The sequence below is a fragment of the Bacillus sp. JZ105 genome (assembly GCF_053903125.1).
In genome coordinates this window covers 2,595,202-2,617,839 of sequence record NZ_CP096387.1, presented here as the reverse complement: position 1 = coordinate 2,617,839, position 22,638 = coordinate 2,595,202, and the positions used below count along the sequence as shown (strand labels likewise).

The following is a 22,638-nucleotide window of genomic DNA, read 5'->3' as shown; positions in this document are numbered from 1 at the left end:
AGGCCGGCTTGCTTTTATAAGCAAACCGGCTTCTTTTATTGCTGCTGCTGAGGCTTTAAGCCTTGTTCTAATGTTTCAAGGATCTCATTTTTCTCGTTTTCTGATGCTTCTTGCCATAGCACTTCGAACAACACGCCAAGACCTGGCAGCATTTTTTCCTCGCCGCTTTGAATAGCATCTAAAATCGTATGTTCAAGCTGTTCTTGATTATGGCCAGTAATGTTTTGAATGACTGCGCCTCTTAAATTAAAATCCATTGCCCACACTCCTTTTTTGATGGTAATAGCCCTATTCTGTCTCAAAGACAGGTTTATTATGTAGTGTGCATGAGATATAATAAATTCATGATAATTAAAGGAGTTAACGTCGCTTGAAATATATAGAATCAGCTAAAAACACAAACATTAAACAGTGGAAGAAGCTCCATACGAAAAAAGAACGAACGAAAACGGGGCTGTTTCTCGTTGAGGGAATACATTTAGTCGAAGAAGCATTAAAGAGCGGGATCGTGAAGGAATTAATGGTCACCTCGCCCGATATGCTCCCTTCTCATATCCAGCCTGACATTGAGCTTTATGAACTGAGCGAAGAGGCCTTTTCTGCCATGACAGAAACAGAAACGCCTCAGCACATTGCCGCAGTCTGTACAGTTCCTGTTTTTGAAGAAAAGAAGGTTGAACGGCTTCTTTTATTAGACGCAGTGCAGGACCCGGGGAATTTAGGCACACTCATTCGAACAGCAGATGCCGCTGGTCTTGATGCCGTGATCTTAGGAGAAGGAACAGTTGATGCGTTTAACGGAAAAACGCTCCGTTCGGCACAAGGGTCTCATTTTCACCTGCCTATCTTAAAGCAAACCCTTCAACAGGCGATCACGGAGCTGAAAGAACGAGGCATACCTGTATACGGAAGTGCCTTAAATGATGCGAAAGAGTATAAAAGCGTAACGGCAGAAGGTCCGTTTGCATTAATTGTTGGAAATGAAGGAGCAGGTATTGATCCAGACATTCTGCAAATGACAGATCAAAATTTATATGTACCAATGTATGGGCAGGCAGAATCATTAAATGTAGCTGTTGCAGCCGCTGTTCTTGTTTATCATTTGCGTGGATAATGTTGCAACATGCGTTTATTTTCACTATAATAAAACTAATATTTTAAAAACCATGATAGAGGAAGATTGTTTCAAGAAGCGGCCTTTTAGGGAGAATGCATCGTAGACTGAAAGTGCATTTAAGGAATGCTGAAACAGGAATTCACCTCTGGAGTTGTCACCGGGACCGCAGGTTTTGCGTAAAGGTGAACCGGATTCGTTCGATTCCGTTATGTCAATGAAGCTTATTCGCACATGCATTTGTGCTTAACAAGGGTGGTACCGCGACCACAACTCGTCCCTTCTTTTATGGAGGAACGAGTTTTTTTATTGTCTTCAAACGATCAAACAGCCGTTTATCCGAGCGGTTTTGTATATCAAAAGGAGGATTACACTCATGCAAGAAACGTTAAAACAGCTTGAAACAGAGGCGATAGCAAAGGTTGAAGCAGCCAGCTCGCTCAAAGAGGTTAATGACATTCGTGTTCAATACTTAGGGAAAAAAGGGCCGATTACAGAAGTACTTCGCGGAATGGGCAAGCTTTCCGCAGAAGAAAGACCGAAAATGGGGGCACTCGCAAACGAAGTAAGAGAGCAGATTGCTAGTGTCATTGCTGAAAAAAATGAACAGCTCGAAGCAGAAGAAGTGAAGAAAAAACTTGCTTCCCAAACGATCGATGTTACTTTGCCGGCAAGTCCAATCAAAATGGGAGCAAGACATCCATTAACGATAGTTGTCGAAGACATTGAAGATTTATTTATCGGAATGGGCTATACCGTTGAGGAAGGTCCTGAGGTGGAAACGGATTATTATAACTTTGAAGCGCTGAATCTTCCAAAGGAGCATCCGGCACGTGATATGCAGGACAGTTTCTATATTACCGAAGATACACTGATGAGAACACAAACATCACCAGTACAAGCACGTACACTTGAGAAATATAAAGGACAAGGTCCTGTGAAGATCATCTGTCCTGGGAAAGTATATAGACGTGATAGTGATGACGCGACTCATTCACATCAATTTATGCAAATTGAAGGGCTGGTCGTCGATCACAATATTAGCATGAGTGATCTAAAAGGAACGCTGGAGACAGTCGCAAGAAAAATGTTTGGGGAAGATCGTGAAATTAGACTGCGTCCAAGCTTTTTCCCATTCACAGAACCATCTGTCGAAGTCGATGTGTCTTGCTTTAAATGCGGCGGAAAGGGCTGCTCTGTATGTAAGGGAACAGGCTGGATTGAGATTTTAGGTGCAGGAATGGTTCATCCGAATGTCCTGAAAATGAGCGGATTTGATCCAGAAACTTACCAAGGCTTTGCTTTTGGAATGGGTGTGGAACGGATCGCGATGCTGAAATACGGCATTGATGATATTCGCCATTTTTACACAAATGACATTAGATTCACAAAGCAATTCAAGCAGGACTAAGAGGAGGAAATCAACATGTTTGTTTCATATAAATGGTTAGAAGACTATGTCGATTTAGAAGGCATCAAGCCGGCTGAATTAGCAGAAAAAATCACAAGAAGCGGAATTGAAGTGGAAGCCGTTGAATATAAAGGCGAAGGCATCAAAGGAGTTGTCATTGGACACGTCATTGAGCGGGAACAGCATCCGAATGCGGATAAATTAAACAAATGTCTTGTTGATATCGGCGAAGACGCACCGGTGCAAATTATTTGCGGGGCTCCGAATGTGGAGAAAGGACAGTATGTGGCCGTCGCAACGGTTGGCGCAGTCCTTCCTGGCAACTTTAAAATTAAAAAAGCAAAACTGCGCGGTGAAGAGTCTCATGGCATGATTTGTTCTCTGCAAGAATTAGGCGTAGAGAGCAAGCTCGTACCAAAGGAATATGCAGAAGGGATTTTTGTTTTCCCGAATGACGTGAAACCAGGGGATGATGCCCTCCAAGCACTTCAATTAGATGATGCGGTGCTTGAGCTTGGCTTAACACCAAACCGTGCCGATGCCCTGAATATGCTGGGTGTGGCTTATGAGGTTGCCGCCATTTTAGGAAGAGACATCAAGCTTCCTGATACGGCACATGACACTTCTTCCGAAAAAGCAGCAGACTATATTTCTGTTAAAATTGAGGATCAAGAAGCGAATCCACTTTATGCAGCGAAGATCATTAAAAATGTAAAGATTGGACCAGCACCGCTTTGGATGCAAACAAGATTGATGAATGCAGGCATCCGTCCAATTAACAACGTCGTGGATATTACAAACTTTGTACTGCTTGAATACGGCCAGCCGCTTCATGCCTTTGATTATGACCGCTTTGGTTCAAAGCAGGTGGTTGTACGTAAAGCGTCTGACAGCGAAATCATTCAAACACTCGATGAGCAAGAGCGTACATTATCATCAAAGCATCTGGTCATCACGAATGGAACGAAAGCGCACGCGGTAGCTGGCGTCATGGGCGGCTTTGAATCAGAGGTGCGTGATGAGACAACGACGATCCTTTTAGAAGCGGCATATTTTAATGGTCAAACAGTTCGTCAAGCATCTAGAGACTTAGGACTTCGCAGTGAATCAAGCACACGATTTGAAAAAGGACTCGATCCGCAGCGTACGAAGCCGGCAGCAGAAAGAGCAGCTCAACTGATCAGTATGTATGCAGGCGGTGAAGTGCTAAGTGGTACAGTTGAGGAAAATCACCTTGAAACAAGTATGAATGTCATTCACGTATCAACTGAGCGTGTGAACAAGGTGCTTGGAATGAGCATTTCAAAAGAAGATATGATTCAGATTTTCAACAAACTAGGCTTTACAGTGGGTGAATCAAATGATGTTCTTGTCGTAACAGTTCCTTCCCGCAGAATGGATATTACGATTGAAGAAGACCTCATTGAAGAAGTCGCAAGATTATACGGCTACGATAATATTCCATCTACACTGCCTGCGACAGCCGGCACCGTTGGCGGTCTCACGCCATACCAAGTAAAGCGCAGAAAGGTAAGACGTTTCTTAGAGGGCGCAGGACTTTCTCAAGCAATTACGTATTCATTGACGAATCAGCATAAGTCCACAGCTTTTGCCCTTCATCCAGCTTATGAAACGAGACTTTCTCTGCCAATGAGTGAGGAACGCAGTGTGCTGAGACAAAGTCTCCTGCCAAACTTACTTGATTCTGTAGCATATAACTTGGCAAGACAAGCCGATTCATTTGGATTTTATGAAACGGGATCTGTTTTCTTAGCAGAAGCTGAAGGAGCAAAACCAGTGGAAAAAGAACATGTCGCTGGTGCGCTGACAGGCTTATGGCATAAAAATCTTTGGCAGGGCGAGAAAAAAGCTGTCGACTTTTATGTAGCGAAAGGAATTGCTGAAGGATTGTTTGAAAAGCTTGGTGTGTCAGACCAAATCACATATGTTCAAGCAGAGCGTGAGGGTCTTCACCCAGGGCGAACAGCAGAGGTTCACTTAAACGGTCAAGTCATTGGCTTTGTTGCCGCACTGCATCCAGTCGTTGAAAAAGAATTGGATCTAAAAGAAACGTATGTGTTCGAGTTTGATTTAACAGATGTGATGACGTCTGAAACGAAGGATATGAAATATACAGCGATTCCGAGATTCCCTGCTGTGACAAGAGATATTGCACTTGTTGTCGATCAGCATATCTCAAGCGGACAGCTGGAGCGTGTGATCTATGAAGCAGGCGGTCCATTACTCACAGACCTATCTGTATTTGATGTATACGAAGGGGAACATATGGAAGAAGGCAAAAAATCTGTGGCATTCTCTCTTCAATATTTAAACCCTGAACAAACGTTGACCGAGGAAGAAGTCACAGCTGTTCATACAAAAGTATTGAAAGCATTAGAAGATACGTATCAAGCCGTCTTGCGCGGTTAAAGAAAAAAGCTATGGCCTCATGGGGGATTGACCCCCGTTATTGAGACAGGGATCAAAACACCTTTATACAGCCAATTGCCGATAGTTGATCGGTGATTGGTTATTTAGTTTCGTTTGAATACGAATGTTGTTATAATAATAAATGTATTCTTTGACAGTGCGTTCTACGATGGTGGTCGTAGTTCGATCAATGCTGTTAAGATAGAACGTTTCAGACTTTAGTGAGGAATGAAACGATTCGATGGAGGCATTATCAGCGGGCGTCCCTTTACGGGACATGCTCATGGTAATGCCTTTTATATGAACAGCTTTCTGATACTCGTAAGATGTATACACAGAACCTTGGTCGCTATGTAACACGCAGTTCTCAGGCAGTGCTGGGAGCTGATCAAGTGTGTTTAAGATAAAGACTGTGTCCTGCTTATCACCGATCGTAAAAGCAATCACTTCTCCATTATATAAATCCAATATACTGGAAAGGTACAATTGTTTCTGTCCATAAGGCAAATACGTGATGTCCGTTACTAGTTTTTCAAGAGGGCGATCAGACTGAAAGTTCCGATCGAGTATATTACCAGCCACGGCATAGGGTTGCCCATTCTTCTTACGCTTTTTCATTTTAACCCAGCATTGCCACTGGTTTTTCTGCATGATACGTTGAACAGTTTTATGGTTAATACGCATTCCCACTTTTAGTATGGCTGTAATTTTTCGGTATCCATATCGATACTTGTGCTCTCGGCACAACGTGCCGATTTGTTTCTCTAGTTGTCTTTTAGAATGATTCTGAGTCAGATTCTTTTTCCATCTATAGAACGAAGCGCGAGAGATGCCTAAATGGACACAGATGTCCTGTACTGTCATCTTTTTGCGCAATTCTTCTACCCGTTTGATTGACGTTTTCTTATCAACTTCCTTTCCAATTCGTTGTACTTTTTTAAAACTTCATTCTGTTGACTCAGATAGCGATTTTCTGCCCGCAGTCTCTCTAATTCGGAAGAGTACTCGGGACCCTTTCCATGGGTATATTGTTTTCCAACAGGCTGTTCGAACCGGTGTGTATCCCCAGCATGATACCACCTCACCCATGTTTGAACCTGCGTTTTATTTTTGATATTCAATTCTTGCATGATCTCTTTCATTGATAAGCCTGCCAATCTCATTTCTACAGCCTTCTGTTTGACTTCAACCGGATAACTCACTCTTGTCCCCATAGAAAAACACCTCCATGTTTTATTTCGGATCACAACGATCCATTTTCAAACTTGAAGGTGTTTTTTATTTGTCTCATCTTATGGGGTCAGTCCCCTCATGAGCCCTAGCTTTTTTTATAGCATTTTTTTCGCTTTTTGTGTATTGGCAAAATGCAGCTTTGTAAATTGACGTAAAGCATCTTCACCATGCATTTTGATGAGCTTGGCGGCAGCCTTGTCTACATGAGGACCGGCCCCTTTGGGGATGTCAAAACCTGCAGCCTGCGATAATTTGTCCATTTCAATTAAAAAGGCGTACCTTGCGATAATGGAAGCTGCAGCGACTGACAAATGGATGCCTTCTGCTTTTGTACTAAAATACGTCCGCTCCCGGATAATTTTTTTCCCAGCAAGATGCTTGAAATAAATGCCTGGTTCTGCAAATTGGTCAATTAAAATGGCCTCAGGCTGCTTTCCGTTGAGTTTTTCTAGCACAGATGTGATGACTTGGTTATGAAGCAGTGCCTTCATTTTTCCTTGACTCATGCCCTTTTCCTGCATCGTATTGTACTTTTCATTTCGAAGAACGAGAAGGCTGAACGGAATGGTTTTGATGAGATCTTTGGCAATGTTGATAATTTGCGGGTCCTTTAATCCTTTTGAATCTTTTACGCCAAGCTCTTTCATTAAAGCAAGCTGGCTGGCATCAACATAGGCCGCACAGACGGTGATCGGTCCGAAATAATCACCTGTACCTACTTCATCTGACCCGACGACCGACATGGAAGCAATGCCAGGCGGCGGACTGTATTTTGTGACAGCAGGAGATTTTTGACTTTTCGTATCAGCTGCTTGCAAGTGGCTGAATTGACTGGCTTCAGCTTCTGCCTTTTGTCCTTGAAAGAGCACTTTCCCAGATCGATAGGCTGTAATCGTACAGCCAGGGACTTTTGCTTGAAAGAGGGCGCCTGGCGGCAAAGTGTCTGTTAAATGGTGCGCATACGCGCTCTTCATCTTTTTGAGGTCTTCTGATGTTGCTTTTAAAACGGATTGGGGCACAGTGGATAACTCCTTTTTACCTTGATATCATTTCTAAAGTGTACCATAACAGGTAAGGGCTCGTCTTTCCATTCAATGTCTAAACATGTTATGATAGAGACTAGGATTCTCGTGGAATGGAGGAGAAACGTTGTCTGACGGCGGTAAAACGAAAACAACAGTTGAGATATACGGACAGTCCTATACGATCATCGGTCAAGAAACGAAGATGCATATGCGGCATGTTGCGTCAATTGTTGATGATAAAATGAGAGAAATAAATGAAAAAAATCCATACCTTGATATAAACAAATTAGCTGTACTGACAGCAGTCAATGTCGTCCACGACTACTTGAAATTAAAAGAGCAATACGAAAAATTAGAGATTCAGCTAAAAGAAAAGGAATGAAATTACCGTGATCGATATCATCATTTTGTTTTTGCTTCTTATGGGAACGCTTGTCGGTCTAAAACGCGGGTTTATTCTTCAATTTATTAAATTGATCAGCTTTGTTGTTTCTATCTTAGTGGCTTCCATGTTTTATCAGTCACTTGCACCACAGCTTACGTGGATTCCGGCACCTAATTTTAGCGGCGGTCAACCGCAGCTCGCTTTCTTTAGCGGGAATCTAGAAACAGCTTATTATAATACCATTGCGTTTATCATTCTGTTTATCTTGACCAAAATCCTGCTCGCCATCATTGGCGGATTGCTCACAACCATTGCAAGTATACCTGTGATTAAACAGGTGAACAAACTGCTTGGCGGTGTTTTAGGATTTCTGGAAACCTATCTATTTGTGTTTATTCTATTGTTTGTCGCTGCATTACTTCCAGTAGATGCGCTGCAAACAATGATGAGCAAATCAATGTTAGCAGATGTGATCGTAAACAACACCCCTTACCTGTCCGGTCTTGTCAAAGACCTATGGTCGACGTATGGAGTTTAAAAACTTCTCCTTTCCTGGAGAAGTTTTTTCTCATTCCATGACAGAAAGTTGTAGGATGAAGGGAAAGTTTGTATATTTATATAGGAAGATGCCAAAGCGGCTGGAGGATGAGAGATGAATAAAAAAGATATTATCAAACTTCTTGAAACAATTGCAGTATATATGGAACTAAAAGGAGATAATCCTTTTAAAATTTCTGCCTTTCGTAAAGCAGCAGCGGCACTGGAACAAGACGACCGCAGCCTTTCTCAAATAGATGATCTATTAGCATTACCCGGCATTGGAAAAGGAACCTTTGCTGTGATCACAGAGTATATCGAAAAAGGACGATCAGAAACACTCGAACAATTAAAAAAGGAAGTGCCTGAAGGACTTGTCCCGCTCTTAAAATTGCAAGGACTTGGCGGGAAGAAGATTGCTAAGCTTTACCAAGAGCTTGGTGTCCATGATGCACAATCGTTAAAGGAAGCATGTGAAGCGGAAAAAGTACAAGCGCTTGCTGGCTTCGGTAAAAAAACAGAAGAAAAGATTCTCGCTGCTCTTGAGGAGGCCGGAAAGCAGCCAGAACGACTGCCAATTGGCTTTGCATTAGATGTGGCAGAGCGGATTGATCATGCGCTTGAACAGATGAAGGGTATTCTTCGTTTTTCAAGAGCTGGCAGTCTAAGACGTGCACGGGAAACTGTCAAAGATTTAGATTATATCATTGCGACTGACAATCCTGAACAAGTCAGAGAGCAGCTCGTTGCACTTGAAGATATTAAAGACGTCATTGCAAGCGGTGATACGAAGGTATCTGTCATTCTTGCCCTTGATTTTGAGATCAGTGTAGACTTCCGGCTTGTGACAACAGAGCAGTTTGCCACAACACTGCACCATTTCACCGGCTCAAAAGATCACAATATTCGCATGCGCCAGCTGGCGAAGGAACGCGGAGAGCGTATTAGTGAATATGGTGTGGAAACAATTGAAACTGGAGAAGTCAAAACATTTGAAGACGAGGCCGCTTTTTATGCGCATTTTGAACTTCCGCTCATTCCGCCAGAAATTCGTGAAACCGGAGCGGAGATTGATACGTATAAAGAAAGTATGCAATTTGTAGAGTTAAAAGATATTAAAGGCGACCTTCATATGCACTCGACATGGAGTGACGGCGCATTTTCTATTCGCGAAATGGCAGAGGCATGTATCGCAAAAGGCTATGAATACATGGCGGTTACAGACCACTCGCAATATTTAAAAGTAGCAAACGGATTAACAAAAGAACGTTTACGTCTGCAAGCAAAAGAAATTGACAAGCTGAATCAAGAATTCGAGCATTTTCACATTTTCAAAGGGGTCGAAATGGATATTCTCCCGGATGGATCATTAGATTATGATGATGACTTTTTAGCAGACATGGATTTTGTGATTGCGTCTATCCATTCCAGCTTCTCTCAGCCGGAGGAAGTCATTATGGAGCGTCTTGAAAATGCCCTGCGGAATCAGCATGTGGATTTAATTGCACATCCAACCGGCCGTTTGATCGGCAGACGGGACGGCTATGCCTTAAATATAGATCAGCTCATAGAGCTTGCGAAGAAAACGGGGACAGCACTAGAGCTCAACAGCAACCCGTCAAGACTTGATTTGAAAACAGAGCATTTAATGAAAGCAAACGAAGCAGGTGTGAACATCATGATCAATACAGATGCACACAATATCGCCATGCTGGATCATATGGAAGTTGGTGTAACAGCTGCAAGAAAAGGCTGGACACCAAAAGCAAATGTCGTGAATACTTTTTCTCTAAGCGAGATCAAAAAGTTTTTAACGCGTGACAGGTAGTCGTTAGGAGGCTGGACCATGCTGCAACAAAAAGTGTTAGCATCATTAGAATTTCATAAAGTAAAAGAAAAAGTCATGTCCTATACCGCATCCTCATTAGGAAAAGAAAGAGCGCAAGATTTAACGCCGCTGACGGATATAGAAACCATTCAGCATTTGCTGGAAGAGGTAGCTGAAGCACAGGATGTCATCCGCTTAAAGGGATCGGTGCCATTTGGCGGGCTGACGGATATTAGACGCGGGGTCAAACGGGCAGAAATCGGCAGTACATTAAGCCCATCTGAGCTCATGGAAATTGCAGCGCTATTATACACTGCGAAAAATATGAAGCACTTTCTCACGTCACTGTATGAAGATGGTGTAGATATACCGCGCCTTCATATATATGCAGAGACGCTGATTTTGCTGCCTGAAGTCAGAAAAGAAATCGAAAGCTGTATCGGTGATAATGGTGAAGTGCTTGATCACGCAACTCCGGCGCTACGAACAATACGTACGCAATTACGTTCATTAGAATCAAAAGTTCGAGATAAATTAGAATCCATGATTCGCTCACAATCTGCTTCAAAAATGCTGTCAGACACGATTGTTACCATTCGTAATGATCGGTTCGTGATTCCAGTAAAGCAGGAGTATCGCTCGAATTACGGCGGAATTGTTCACGATCAATCTTCATCAGGAGCAACCCTATTTATTGAGCCGCAAGTGGTTGTGGATTTAAATAACACCTTGCAGCAAACCCGTTTAAAAGAAAAACAAGAGGTCGAAAAGATCTTGCAAATGCTGACAGCGAGCGTGTCAGAACATATTGAGGAACTGCTTCACAATGTAAAGGAGCTTCAAACGCTAGATTTTATTTTTGCTAAAGCCAAATATGCAAAGGCAGAAAAAGCCACAAAGCCTGCTGTGAACGATCAAGGGGAGATTTATTTAAAGCGGGCAAGACATCCTCTGTTGCCTAGGGATCAGGTTGTGGCAAATGACATCGAGCTCGGCAAAGATTTTTCAACCATTGTCATTACTGGTCCAAATACAGGGGGTAAGACAGTTACCTTAAAAACGCTTGGTCTTTTGACGCTGATGACGCAGGCAGGCCTTCATATTCCAGTTGAAGAAGGATCGGAAGTGGCGGTATTTGACCAAGTCTTTGCTGATATTGGAGATGAACAGTCGATTGAGCAAAGCTTGAGTACGTTCTCATCTCATATGGTCAATATTGTGGATATCTTAAAGAATTTGACATCTAATTCACTCGTGTTATTTGATGAATTAGGGGCAGGAACAGACCCTGCTGAAGGTGCCGCGCTGGCCATGAGTATCTTAGATGAAGTGCATCAGACAAACGCACGCGTCATCGCAACGACTCACTATCCTGAACTGAAGGCTTACGGATATAACCGAGAAGGTGTCACAAATGCGAGCGTGGAGTTTGACATTGAAACCTTATCACCAACGTACCGCTTGCTCATCGGTGTGCCCGGACGAAGTAATGCATTTGAAATTTCTAAACGTCTTGGTTTGCCAGATCACCTCATTGACCGGGCAAAAGCGGATATGCATGCCGAACATAATGAAGTAGACCAAATGATTGCTTCATTAGAAGACAGCAAGAAACAAGCAGAAGAAGAGCTGCATGAGACAGAAATCTATAGAAAAGAAGCAGAAAAGCTTCATAAAGAATTGCAGAGACAAATTCTTGAATGGAATGAGCAAAAGGACAAACTGCTTGAAGAAGCTGAACAAAAAGCGGCAAAAAAAATTGAACAAGCCTCAAAAGAAGCAGAAGATATTATTCAAGAGCTTCGGTCGATAAAAAATGAGCATCGCTCATTCAAAGAGCATGAACTCATCGATGCGAGAAAGCGTCTTGAAGAAGCAGTTCCTGAGTTTGACCGGAAGAAAAAGCCAGAGCCGGTGAAAAAAGCAGCAAGACAGCTAAAATCAGGCGACGAAGTGAAAGTGCTCACCTTCGGGCAAAAAGGAACGCTGCTTGAACAAACAGGTGACAAAGAATGGAGTGTCCAAATGGGCATTCTGAAAATGAAAGTAAAAGAAAAAGATATGGAATTTATCAAATCAGCACCTGAATTTAAGCAGGAAAAAGCCATTACGGCAGTCAAAGGAAAAGACTATCATGTATCGCTTGAGCTTGACTTAAGGGGCGAGCGTTATGAAAATGCCTTAAGCAGAGTCGAGAAATATTTAGATGATGCTGTCTTAGCTGGTTATCCGCGAGTGTCAATCATTCACGGAAAAGGAACTGGCGCCCTTAGAAAAGGGGTTCAGGAATTACTGAAACAGCACCGAAGTGTGAAAAATGCTCGTTTTGGGGAACAAGGCGAGGGAGGATCAGGCGTTACCATCGTCGAATTAAAGTAAAAAGGAGAAAACGCATGAAAGCCTTTTGGGAAAATGAACTTGTGGAAATTGCCGCCTATTACAGCGTGGCCGTCCTATGTCTTGTCTTATTTCTAACCATTTTTGAACTCGTTACCTCCTATAAAAACTGGGAAGAGATCCAGCGTGGGAACTTAGCTGTTGCCATGGCAACAGGCGGAAAGATTTTTGGGATTGCGAATGTGTTTCAGCATTCAATCGCACAGCACAATTCCCTTCTGCAAATGGTTGGATGGGGCGTATACGGCTTTGTGATGCTGCTTGTCAGCTATTTCATTTTTGAATTTTTAACACCGCGATTTAAAGTAGACAAAGAGATTGAGAATGATAATAGAGCGGTCGGGTTTATTTCACTCATTATTTCAGTTGGGCTGTCTTACGTAGTAGCAGCCGGCATTTAAGGAGACGACATGGAAAAGCTAGCAAAAGTATTAATCGTAGTTGCCTGCACTTTTGCGGTCATTGGTGCCGTTTACATGTTCCTGTGAAATGAAGAAGACAAAGTGAGAAAGCTGTCAGGGAATCCTTGGCAGCTTTTATCTCACCCGAAGGCGGCGAATCACATGAAACAAATTCTGCAAAAAGACGAACTCATAAAGCGTATTGATACTTGTCTCCAAATGACTTCCCTGCCAAGAGACATATATGAACCGTATATTGCACGTCCATTTCAAACGACTGGATTTTTTGATGATTTGAGTCCTTATATTCAAATTGATTCGAGCGGTTATATTCTCATTCAATATGAACGAGGAATCCAAATGCTTCACAAAAGAACAAAAGCGGCAGATGAAGTCATTTACTGGATTTTAGAAGACACAATCTTTCTGACAGTCTACATAGACATGATGAGGCAGTATCAAGTCGACAACATCCAGACTCATTTACCTAATGACCCGAGTATCCATCAACAGATCGTGGAGAGAGTAAATGAGTCATTCCGTGCAATCGGTGGATTATATGAAAAGTGGCATCATGAAGGAAAAAGAGCATCAATCGAAACACCAGGGAAGAAATAAAGATGGCATGGAACCAAGCTCTATTTGAAAAAAGCAAACTGCCTTAAGGAAAAGTTTGCTATAATAAAATAGTACGAAAGTTCAGGAAGGAGGGTTTTTATGCAGTCAGATAAACGTTGGCTTCTGCATTACCCGAATCAAATTCCCCACGAACTCACCATCCCAAATGAGACGTTACAATCTTACTTATTCAGCTCCGCAGAGGCTGCACCTGAGCATACAGCCATTCATTTTCTAGGAAAAAACATCACCTATGAACAGCTCCAGGAAGAAGCATTGAAACTAGCTGGTTACCTGATGAAAATTGGCGTGAAAAAAGGCGACAGAGTAGCGATCATGCTGCCAAACTGTCCTCAATCTGTCATTTCTTATTATGCTGTTTTAATTGCAGGCGGCATTGTTGTTCAAACGAACCCGCTTTATACGGAGAAAGAACTGGCATATCAAATGGAGGACAGCGGCTCAAAAGTGCTGATTACACTGGATTTATTGTATCCAAAGGCCTATAAAATGAAAGCGCTGACAAGTATGGAGCACTTGATCATCACCAAACTACAGGATTATTTACCATTTCCGAAAAACATTCTGTTTCCTATCGTCCAAAAAAGAAAAAATAAAATGGTCATCGAAGTCGAGAAAAGTGAGACCATTCATCACTTCTCACAAATCATGAAAGAATCGTCAGAAGAACAGATTCCGGCGCTTGCCTTTGAACCGAAAGAGGATGTCGCTGTTTTGCAATATACAGGCGGAACGACCGGTTTACCAAAAGGGGTCATGCTGACGCATGAAAATATTTTAGCGAATACTGAAATGTGCGCTTCTTGGATGTATAAAACGACAAGAGGCAAAGAACGAATCCTCGGCATCATTCCGTTTTTTCATGTATACGGAATGACGACCGTATTAAATCTTGCTGTCAAAGAAGGGCATTCAATGATTCTCCTTCCGCGATTTGACGCAGCTGATACCCTCAAAACGATTGAAAAACAGAAACCGACGCTCTTTCCAGGTGCACCCACCATGTATATTGCCTTGCTGCATCATCCGAACATTGAAAAATATGACCTGTCGTCCATCACTGCATGTTTAAGCGGCTCGGCGGCTCTTCCTGTTGAAGTCAAACAGAGCTTTGAGAAATTAACAGGAGGGCGTTTAGTAGAGGGGTATGGTCTTTCAGAAACTTCACCAGTGACCCATTCTAACTTTTTATGGGGAGCGAACAAAACAGGCAGCATTGGCTGTCCGTGGCCTGGGACAGACGCAGGCATTTATTGCGAGGAAACGGGTGGCCTTAAAGAGCCGTATGAGCACGGAGAAATTATCGTCAAAGGGCCGCAAATTATGAAAGGCTATTGGAATCAGCCAGAGGAGACAGCAGCTGTATTAAGGGATGGATGGTTTTTCACCGGAGATATTGGGTATATGGATGAGGACGGTTTTTTCTATATCGTTGACCGGAAAAAAGATGTCATTATTGCGAGCGGTTATAATATTTACCCAAGAGAGGTCGAAGAAGCCCTATATGAGCATGAGCTTGTACAAGAAGTCGTTGTCGCAGGTATACCAGATCCTTATAGAGGCGAAACAGTCAAAGCGTTTGTTGTACCGAAAAAGGATGCTTATTTAACAGAGGATGAACTCGATCGCTTTGTCAGAACGAGAATTGCTTCATTTAAAGTACCGCGCGTGTATGAATTTAAAGAATCACTGCCTAAAACAGCTGTCGGAAAAATTTTGCGCAGAGTATTAATTGAAGAAGAAAAAAGAAAGCAAGCTTCATCATCTGAGACACCTGTCGATCAATTGAAGAAATAACGACCTTCATCATCCGGTCGAGCGACCGGATGATTTGAATGCTGACAGGCTGCTCTGGTATGATAAAGGTTGAAAAGAAAGAAGAAGATCACTTGACAAATCACCCGTTTCTTTTTAACATAAAGTTATGAATGAATGCTCATTCAATTTAGAAAGGGACGAAGCACATTGAAGCAGAAAAGACCGAAGTACATGCAAATTATTGATGCAGCAGTTGTGGTGATTGCGGAGAACGGCTATCATCAATCACAAGTTTCAAAGATTGCGAAACAAGCAGGGGTGGCAGACGGAACCATTTATCTTTATTTCAAAAACAAAGAGGATATTCTCATCTCATTGTTCAAAGAAAAAATGGGACAATTCATCGAACGGATGGAGACAGATATTCAAAAGAAGCCGTCTGCAAAAGAAAAGCTTCTACTGTTGATCGAGGAGCATTTTCGCATGCTGGCGCAAAATCATCATTTGGCTCTTGTGACACAGCTTGAACTCAGGCAGTCAAACCTTGAGCTGCGGCAAAAAATCAATGAGGTGCTAAAAGGGTATTTAAATATGCTCGAGTCGATTTTAACAGAAGGAAAGAAAACAGGAGAATTCAGACAAAATTTAGATGTCCGCTTAGCAAGACAAATGGTATTTGGGACGATTGATGAAACCGCAACAACATGGGTCATGAATGATCAAAAGTATGATCTGCCTGCACTCGCAGAAAATGTACATGATCTGCTGTTAAACGGAATACATCAATCCTAAAGACAAGGTGAAAAAGGATGATTGACATGGAAAAAATACTCAGCTTACATCATGAAGGACAGACAGCGCTCATTACGATTCAGAACCCGCCTGCAAATGCCTTATCCTCTCAGCTGCTCACTGAGCTTAATGACATGTTTGATAAGCTCGAACAGAATGAAGAAGTAAGAGCGATTGTGATCCACGGAGAAGGCAGATTCTTCTCAGCAGGTGCTGATATTAAAGAATTTACGACTTTACAGGAAGAGTCTGATTATGCAAGCCTCGCTGATAGAGGACAGCAAGTCTTTGAACGGATTGAACAGTGTCCAAAGCCAGTCATTGCCTCAATTCACGGAGCAGCATTAGGCGGAGGCCTTGAGCTTGCTATGTCTTGTGATATCCGAATCGCAACAAAAGATGCAAAGCTTGGACTGCCAGAACTAAACCTTGGCATTATTCCAGGATTCGGCGGCACGCAGCGCCTCCCGCGCTACGTTGGTTCTGCTAAAGCACTTGAAATGATGGGAACAGCTGAACCGATTACAGGTGAAGAAGCATTTACGTGCGGCCTTGTTACAAAGCTGGCAGAAACAGAGGAAGAAGCGCTCGAAGCGGCTAAAACACTTGCGGGGAAATTTGCCGCGAAAAGCCCAAAATCACTTGAATATGTGCTTGATTTATTGAACGCCACAAAATTGTATTCATATGACGGCGGAATGAAGCTTGAAGCCAAAAAGTTTGGTGAGGTTTTCCAATCAAATGACGCCAAAGAAGGCATCCAGGCCTTTATCGAAAAGCGCAAACCGAACTTTAAAGGGGAATAAGGGATAAGTACGACACAAGGGGGAGAAATAAATGAATATATTTGTTTTGATGAAGCGTACGTTTGACACGGAAGAGAAAATTTCGATTCAGTCTGGTGCAATTCAAGAAGATGGAGCAGAGTTCATTATTAATCCTTATGACGAGTATGCCATTGAAGAAGCCATTCAGCTTCGCGATGAACACGGGGGAGAAGTGACCGTTGTGACAGTTGGCGGTGAGGATGCAGAGAAACAGCTGAGAACAGCGCTTGCTATGGGCTGTGACAGGGCCGTCTTATTAAATGTGGAGGATGAGTTAGAAGAGTGGGACCAATATTCAGCTTCTACTATTCTTTATCACTATTTAAAAGACAAAGAGGCTTCCTTGATCTTAGCAGGGAATGTAGCCATTGACGGCGGCTCTGGACAGGTAGCCCCGCGTCTTGCTGAATTACTCGGTTTTTCATATGTGACTACGATAACAAGTATTCAAATTGACGGCGGCTCTGTATCGATTGAACGAGATGCAGAGGGGGATGTGGAAGTCATTTCTGCCGAACTCCCGCTTGTCGTCACAGCTCAGCAAGGACTCAATGAGCCTCGCTATCCATCATTACCAGGCATTATGAAGGCAAAGAAAAAGCCTTTAGAAGAATTGGAACTTGATGATTTAGATCTGGATGAAGACGATGTACCATATAAAATCAAAACAATTGAACGTTTCTTACCGGAGAAAAAAGAGGGTGGCAAGGTGCTGAGCGGCGAGCTTCAGGATCAAGTCAAAGAACTGACAGATCTACTCAGAAATGAAGCAAAAGTCATCTAAACATCCACTTTACGATATCACGAGAACAAGGGGGAGCTTGAAGATGAGTAAAAAAGTTGTTGTACTTGGAGAAAGTCGTGACGGTAAGTTAAGAAATGTGACATTTGAAGCCATTGCTGCCGCTCACAAAGTGGCAGGTGGCGGTGAGGTCATTGGCGTGTTAATAGGGGATGACGTCAAAGACCTAGCAGATGAACTGCTTTACTATGGAGCGGATCATGTCATGATTGTGGAGCATCCGCACCTTTCATATTATACGTCAGATGGTTTTGCGCAGGCACTTCAAGCCATATTAGATCAGGTCGATCCGGATGCTGTGCTCTTTGGCCATACGTCGATCGGAAAAGACTTGTCGCCGAAAATAGCTGCACGTCTCCAGACTGGCTTGATTTCAGATGCGATCGATGTAAGCGTTACCGGTGAACATCTTGTTTTCACTAGACCGATTTACTCTGGAAAAGCCTTTGAAAAAGTCATTTCGACAGACCGCCTGCTTCTAGCGACCATCCGGCCAAACAATGTGGCACCACTTGAGCGTGATGCGTCACGAGGCGGAGAAGTCACACCAGTTTCTGTCGATATTCAGAACCTTCGGACGATCGTGAAGGAAGTCATTAAAAAAACGTCAGAAGGTGTAGATTTATCGGAAGCAAAGGTCATTGTTGCTGGAGGGCGCGGGGTTAAGAGCAAGGAAGGCTTTGAACCGCTGAATGAACTCGCTGAGACGCTGGGGGCAGCAGTCGGAGCCTCGCGCGGCGCCTGTGACGCTGACTATTGTGATTATGCCCTGCAAATTGGTCAAACGGGAAAAGTCGTCACACCTGACCTTTATATTGCTTGCGGGATATCAGGAGCGATTCAGCATTTAGCGGGAATGTCCAACAGTAAAGTCATTGTGGCAATCAACAAAGACCCAGAAGCAGAAATCTTCAAAATCGCCGATTACGGAATTGTCGGTGACTTGTTTGAAGTGGTACCGCTTTTGAATGAAGAGTTAAAAAAGATGAATATCCACTCGTAACGCTCATACACTCAGAATGCCTAGGTATTCTGGGTTTTTTTGTATGTAATCAAGAAGAAAAGGAGCGGTTGACAAGTGAAGGGGACAGTAAAAATCAATGACGTGATTGGACGCATTTCTAAACACATTTATGGGCACTTTCAGGAGCATTTAGGAAGAGGGATTTATGACGGGATTTGGGTAGGAAAAGACTCAGAGATTGATCATATTGAGGGGATTCGTACCGATGTGCTGAAGGCTCTTCAAGCATTACATATTCCGGTGCTGAGGTGGCCGGGGGGCTGTTTCGCAGACGAGTATCACTGGGCAAATGGTGTAGGTGATCTGAGTGAACGAAAGCCAATGGTCAATACCCATTGGGGTGGTACGGTTGAATCCAATGCATTTGGTACGCATGAATTTATGGCATTGTGTGAGCTGCTTGAATGTGAGCCATACATTTGCGGCAATGTGGGAAGCGGGTCTGTTCAAGAATTAGCCGATTGGATCGAATACATGACATTTCCGAAAGGGACACCTATGTCAGACTGGCGCATTCAAAATGGAAAACAAGAACCTTGGAAGCTGACCTATGTTGGTGTAGGCAATGAAAGCTGGGGCTGCGGCGGGAATATGACGCCTGAATACTATGCAGATTTATATAAACGCTATCAAACGTACGTAAGAGAATTTGCAGGGCAGCGTATTTATAAAATCGCCTGCGGTGCGAACTCTAATGACGTGAATTGGACGAAAGTATTGATGGAGCGGGCTGCACCGTGGATGGATGGGCTCAGTTTACATTATTACACCGTACCTGGTACATGGGAGAAAAAGGGGTCAGCGACTGAATTTGATGAAGATGAATGGTTTATCACGCTGAGAAAAGCCTATGAGATGGAACGGCTTGTCAAAGACCATGGAGAAATCATGGATCGTTATGATCCAGACAAGCGGATCGGGATGATTATTGATGAATGGGGGACATGGTATGACCCAGAGCCAGGAACAAATCCTGGGTTTTTATATCAGCAAAACACACTAAGAGACGCCCTTGTGGCCGCCCTCCATTTTCATATTTTTCATCGCCATTGCGAGCGGATTCATATGGCGAATATTGCTCAGACGGTCAATGTGCTGCAAGCGATGGTATTAACAAAGGACGAAAAGATGCTTCTGACACCTACGTATCATGTATTTCACATGTTTCAAGTGCATCAAGAGGAAGATGCGCTTGAAGTGGAGTTCGTTTCACCGCCGTATGAACGAAGAGGTGAAAAAATTCCTCAGGTCAGTGTGTCAGCCTCGCGTTCATCAGGGAAGATGCATATTAGCTACTGTCACTTGAATCCGCATGAACAAACAGATATATCCCTTGCCATTGAAGGGATTGATGAACAAACGAAAGTCACTGGACGTGTGCTGACGGCTGATCGCATGAATGCCCATAATACATTCGATGAACCTCATTCTGTTCAGCCAAAAGACTTTCAGCAAATGACTGTAAAGTCCGGCGAATTAACGGTGGAGCTGCCGCCAATGTCAGTGGTCATGATAACTGTCGACCTCGCTTAATTGCATATTTCGATGTTTGATGAGAAGAATGTTGGGGCATCATACATTGTAAATGAAGCGGAAAGGGTGTCATGTCATATGCTTAGAACCATTCTCATGATCATCGGTGCGATTGTTGTTATTGGTGCGATTATACGGTTTGTTTTTTAATTCATTTCCTAAAAAATGATTCGTAAGCATTTCATTCGCAAGTCACATTGGTAGATGCTATACTAAAAAGCATAATTTACATTGGAGGAATGAATAATGGCAATCGTAAAAGCTACTGACGCAACATTTTCACAAGAAACTGCAGAAGGTGTTGTTCTTGCAGACTTTTGGGCACCATGGTGTGGACCTTGTAAAATGATTGCTCCAGTTCTTGAAGAACTTGATCAAGAAATGGGCGACAAAATGAAAATTGTAAAAATTGATGTAGACGATAACCAAGAAACTGCTGGTAAATACGGCGTTATGAGTATCCCAACACTTCTTGTTTTAAAAGACGGTGAAGTTGTAGAAACTTCTGTTGGTTTCAAACCAAAAGAAGCACTTGCTGAGCTTGTCAACAAACATCTATAAACCGATTTATGTCCAAGCGGCATAATCATTGAAGCGGTTCTCGTAAAGACGAGAGCCGCTTTTCTTTCAACATGGTATAAAACAAATGTTCGTGATACACTAGAAGGAGTGAAAGAGGAAAACAAGGACGGATGAAAATATGAACAAACTAATCAAAGAAAAGCTGTCAGTCCTGCCGGATCAGCCAGGCTGTTACTTAATGAAAGATAGACAAAATACGATCATTTATGTAGGAAAAGCAAAGGTTTTAAAAAACAGGGTGCGCTCTTATTTCACTGGATCACATGACGCCAAAACGCAGCGGCTTGTCAGTGAAATTGAAGATTTTGAATACATTGTCACCTCTTCTAATATCGAGGCGCTCATTTTAGAGCTGAATTTAATCAAAAAATATGACCCAAAATACAATGTCATGCTCAAGGATGACAAGACGTATCCTTTTATAAAAATTACGAATGAACGCCATCCTAAGCTGATCGTCACCCGCAATGTAAAAAAGGACAAAGGAAAATATTTCGGTCCATACCCAAACGTACAAGCAGCTCGAGAAACAAAAAAGCTGCTCGACCGCCTATATCCACTGAGAAAATGTGCCACCCTTCCTGACCGTGTCTGTCTTTATTATCATCTTGGACAATGTCTTGCACCATGTGTGTATGATATTTCCGAGGAAACGAATAAGCAGCTCGTAGACGAAATCACAAGGTTTCTAAACGGTGGACATCAGCAAATCAAAAAAGAACTCACCGAAAAGATGCAGGAAGCCGCCGAAAATTTAGAGTTTGAACGGGCAAAAGAACTGAGAGACCAAATTGCATATATCGACTCAACGATGGAAAAACAGAAAATGACGATGAGTGATTTATCAGATCGAGATGTCTTTGCCTATGCCTATGATAAAGGCTGGATGTGTGTCCAAGTTTTCTTTATCAGACAGGGGAAATTGATTGAACGTGATGTCAGCCTGTTTCCGATGTATCAGGACCCTGAAGAGGAGTTCCTCACGTTTATGGGGCAATTTTATGAAAAGAACAACCATTTTCTGCCGAAGGAAATTCTGGTTCCGGACAGTGTCGATCAAGAGATGATTGAGCAATTGCTTGAGACGAACGTTCACCAGCCGAAAAAAGGAAAGAAAAAGGATCTGCTTTTACTTGCGCATCAAAATGCCAAAATCGCTTTAAAAGAAAAATTTTCGCTCATTGAGCGTGATGAAGAGCGGACAATTGGTGCGGTGAAGCAGCTCGGGGATGCACTTAATATTTATATGCCATACAGAATCGAGGCATTTGATAACTCAAATATTCAAGGGGCAGACCCGGTTTCTGCCATGGTCGTCTTTCAGGACGGGAAACCCTATAAAAAGGAATACCGAAAATACAAAATTAAAACCGTCTCAGGGCCAGATGATTATGCATCCATGCGTGAAGTCATTAGAAGACGATATACCCGCGTGTTAAAGGATGAACTGCCGCTGCCAGATTTAATTTTAATTGACGGAGGAAAAGGACAGATCAACGCAGCCATCGATGTGCTTGAAAATGAATTGAATCTGTCTGTCCCAGTCGCAGGTCTTGTAAAAGATGAAAAACACCGGACGTCGAATCTCATGATGGGAGATACACTTGAAATTGTTGCGCTGGAGCGGAATAGCCAGGCCTTTTACTTATTGCAGCGCATTCAAGATGAAGTGCACCGCTTCGCCATTAGCTTTCACAGGCAGCTCCGCGGAAAAAATGCATTCCAGTCTATTTTAGACGATGTACCAGGTATCGGAGAAAAGCGTAAAAAGCAGCTCCTCAAACATTTTGGCTCTGTGAAAAAGATGAAGGAAGCCTCTATCCAAGACTTTCAGGAGGCTGGCATTCCGAAACAGACGGCTGAACTTTTAATGGAAGCATTAAAAAAATAGATTGTACTTTTACCAAAAGTCTGTTAAGA

The 22,638-nt window shown here is 42.8% G+C and carries 20 protein-coding genes; 17 read left to right on the top strand and 3 right to left on the bottom strand.

Translation table 11 applies throughout. The features are described from left to right. Positions 1-35: 35 nt before the first annotated feature. A complete protein-coding gene (gene sspI, locus M1D81_RS13450) occupies positions 36-257 on the bottom strand; it encodes a small acid-soluble spore protein SspI (protein WP_024425725.1) in 222 nt (73 codons plus the stop codon). Positions 258-370: 113 nt separating this feature from the next. Between sspI and M1D81_RS13445 the strand changes: the two genes are divergently transcribed. From M1D81_RS13445 to pheT, 3 genes are all read left to right on the top strand, one after another. Then, the gene (locus M1D81_RS13445) at positions 371-1,114 is read left to right on the top strand and encodes a TrmH family RNA methyltransferase (RefSeq protein ID WP_208945944.1); all 744 of its coding nucleotides are present in this window, start codon (positions 371-373) and stop codon (positions 1,112-1,114) included. Between the two features lie 376 nt (positions 1,115-1,490). After that, entirely contained in the window at positions 1,491-2,525 is a 1,035-nt protein-coding gene (gene pheS / locus M1D81_RS13440; RefSeq protein ID WP_456266642.1) for a phenylalanine--tRNA ligase subunit alpha, read from the top strand. Positions 2,526-2,540: 15 nt separating this feature from the next. Beyond that, positions 2,541-4,955: a phenylalanine--tRNA ligase subunit beta gene (pheT, locus tag M1D81_RS13435; RefSeq protein WP_456266643.1), complete on the top strand. Its 2,415-nt coding sequence runs from the start codon at positions 2,541-2,543 to the stop codon at positions 4,953-4,955. A gap of 63 nt (positions 4,956-5,018) precedes the next feature. Here pheT and M1D81_RS13430 read toward each other — a convergent pair. After that, a protein-coding gene (locus tag M1D81_RS13430) for an IS3 family transposase (RefSeq protein WP_456266644.1) occupies positions 5,019-6,169 on the bottom strand; the annotation gives its coding sequence in 2 pieces (ribosomal slippage) (positions 5,019-5,896 and positions 5,896-6,169; 1,152 coding nt in all). A 114-nt stretch (positions 6,170-6,283) separates the two neighbouring features. After that, a complete protein-coding gene (gene rnhC / locus M1D81_RS13425) occupies positions 6,284-7,207 on the bottom strand; it encodes a ribonuclease HIII (protein ID WP_456266645.1) in 924 nt (307 codons plus the stop codon). A 130-nt stretch (positions 7,208-7,337) separates the two neighbouring features. On the opposite strand from rnhC, the gene zapA reads away from it, so the two are divergent. The 14 genes from zapA (at position 7,338) to uvrC (ending at position 22,609) form a co-directional block, all read left to right on the top strand. After that, positions 7,338-7,595 (top strand): cell division protein ZapA, encoded by a 258-nt coding sequence (gene zapA / locus M1D81_RS13420; protein WP_012010831.1) that lies wholly within the window; start codon positions 7,338-7,340, stop codon positions 7,593-7,595. Positions 7,596-7,602: 7 nt separating this feature from the next. Further along, a complete protein-coding gene (locus tag M1D81_RS13415) occupies positions 7,603-8,136 on the top strand; it encodes a CvpA family protein (protein WP_024423226.1) in 534 nt (177 codons plus the stop codon). A gap of 114 nt (positions 8,137-8,250) precedes the next feature. Next, positions 8,251-9,963, top strand: a complete 1,713-nt coding sequence (polX, locus tag M1D81_RS13410) for a DNA polymerase/3'-5' exonuclease PolX (protein WP_456266646.1) — start codon at positions 8,251-8,253, stop codon at positions 9,961-9,963. A 21-nt stretch (positions 9,964-9,984) separates the two neighbouring features. Beyond that, on the top strand, positions 9,985-12,342 hold the full coding sequence (locus tag M1D81_RS13405) for an endonuclease MutS2 (RefSeq protein ID WP_456267114.1): 2,358 nt from the start codon (positions 9,985-9,987) through the stop codon (positions 12,340-12,342). Positions 12,343-12,356: 14 nt separating this feature from the next. Beyond that, positions 12,357-12,761 (top strand): DUF350 domain-containing protein, encoded by a 405-nt coding sequence (locus M1D81_RS13400; protein WP_007501637.1) that lies wholly within the window; start codon positions 12,357-12,359, stop codon positions 12,759-12,761. Between the two features lie 162 nt (positions 12,762-12,923). Next, on the top strand, positions 12,924-13,379 hold the full coding sequence (locus tag M1D81_RS13395) for an immunity 63 family protein (RefSeq protein ID WP_456266647.1): 456 nt from the start codon (positions 12,924-12,926) through the stop codon (positions 13,377-13,379). A 99-nt stretch (positions 13,380-13,478) separates the two neighbouring features. Further along, on the top strand, positions 13,479-15,197 hold the full coding sequence (locus M1D81_RS13390) for an AMP-binding protein (protein ID WP_056768086.1): 1,719 nt from the start codon (positions 13,479-13,481) through the stop codon (positions 15,195-15,197). A 168-nt stretch (positions 15,198-15,365) separates the two neighbouring features. Next, positions 15,366-15,950, top strand: coding sequence for a TetR/AcrR family transcriptional regulator (locus M1D81_RS13385; protein ID WP_024423221.1), 585 nt, complete (start codon positions 15,366-15,368; stop codon positions 15,948-15,950). Positions 15,951-15,976: 26 nt separating this feature from the next. Beyond that, entirely contained in the window at positions 15,977-16,756 is a 780-nt protein-coding gene (locus M1D81_RS13380) for an enoyl-CoA hydratase (RefSeq protein ID WP_025092456.1), read from the top strand. Between the two features lie 31 nt (positions 16,757-16,787). Continuing rightward, positions 16,788-17,561 carry an electron transfer flavoprotein subunit beta/FixA family protein gene (locus M1D81_RS13375; RefSeq protein ID WP_400519909.1) on the top strand — a complete coding sequence of 258 codons (774 nt, stop codon included), beginning with the start codon at positions 16,788-16,790 and terminating at the stop codon, positions 17,559-17,561. A 43-nt stretch (positions 17,562-17,604) separates the two neighbouring features. Next, the gene (locus M1D81_RS13370) at positions 17,605-18,582 is read left to right on the top strand and encodes an electron transfer flavoprotein subunit alpha/FixB family protein (RefSeq protein WP_456266648.1); all 978 of its coding nucleotides are present in this window, start codon (positions 17,605-17,607) and stop codon (positions 18,580-18,582) included. 75 nt (positions 18,583-18,657) lie between these two features. Further along, complete coding sequence (locus M1D81_RS13365; protein ID WP_456266649.1) at positions 18,658-20,136, top strand: alpha-N-arabinofuranosidase; 1,479 nt, start codon at positions 18,658-18,660, stop codon at positions 20,134-20,136. Positions 20,137-20,382: 246 nt separating this feature from the next. Beyond that, positions 20,383-20,697 (top strand): thioredoxin, encoded by a 315-nt coding sequence (gene trxA / locus M1D81_RS13360; RefSeq protein ID WP_007501629.1) that lies wholly within the window; start codon positions 20,383-20,385, stop codon positions 20,695-20,697. A 139-nt stretch (positions 20,698-20,836) separates the two neighbouring features. Then, entirely contained in the window at positions 20,837-22,609 is a 1,773-nt protein-coding gene (gene uvrC, locus M1D81_RS13355; RefSeq protein WP_024423216.1) for an excinuclease ABC subunit UvrC, read from the top strand. The last annotated feature ends 29 nt before the right edge of the window (positions 22,610-22,638 follow it).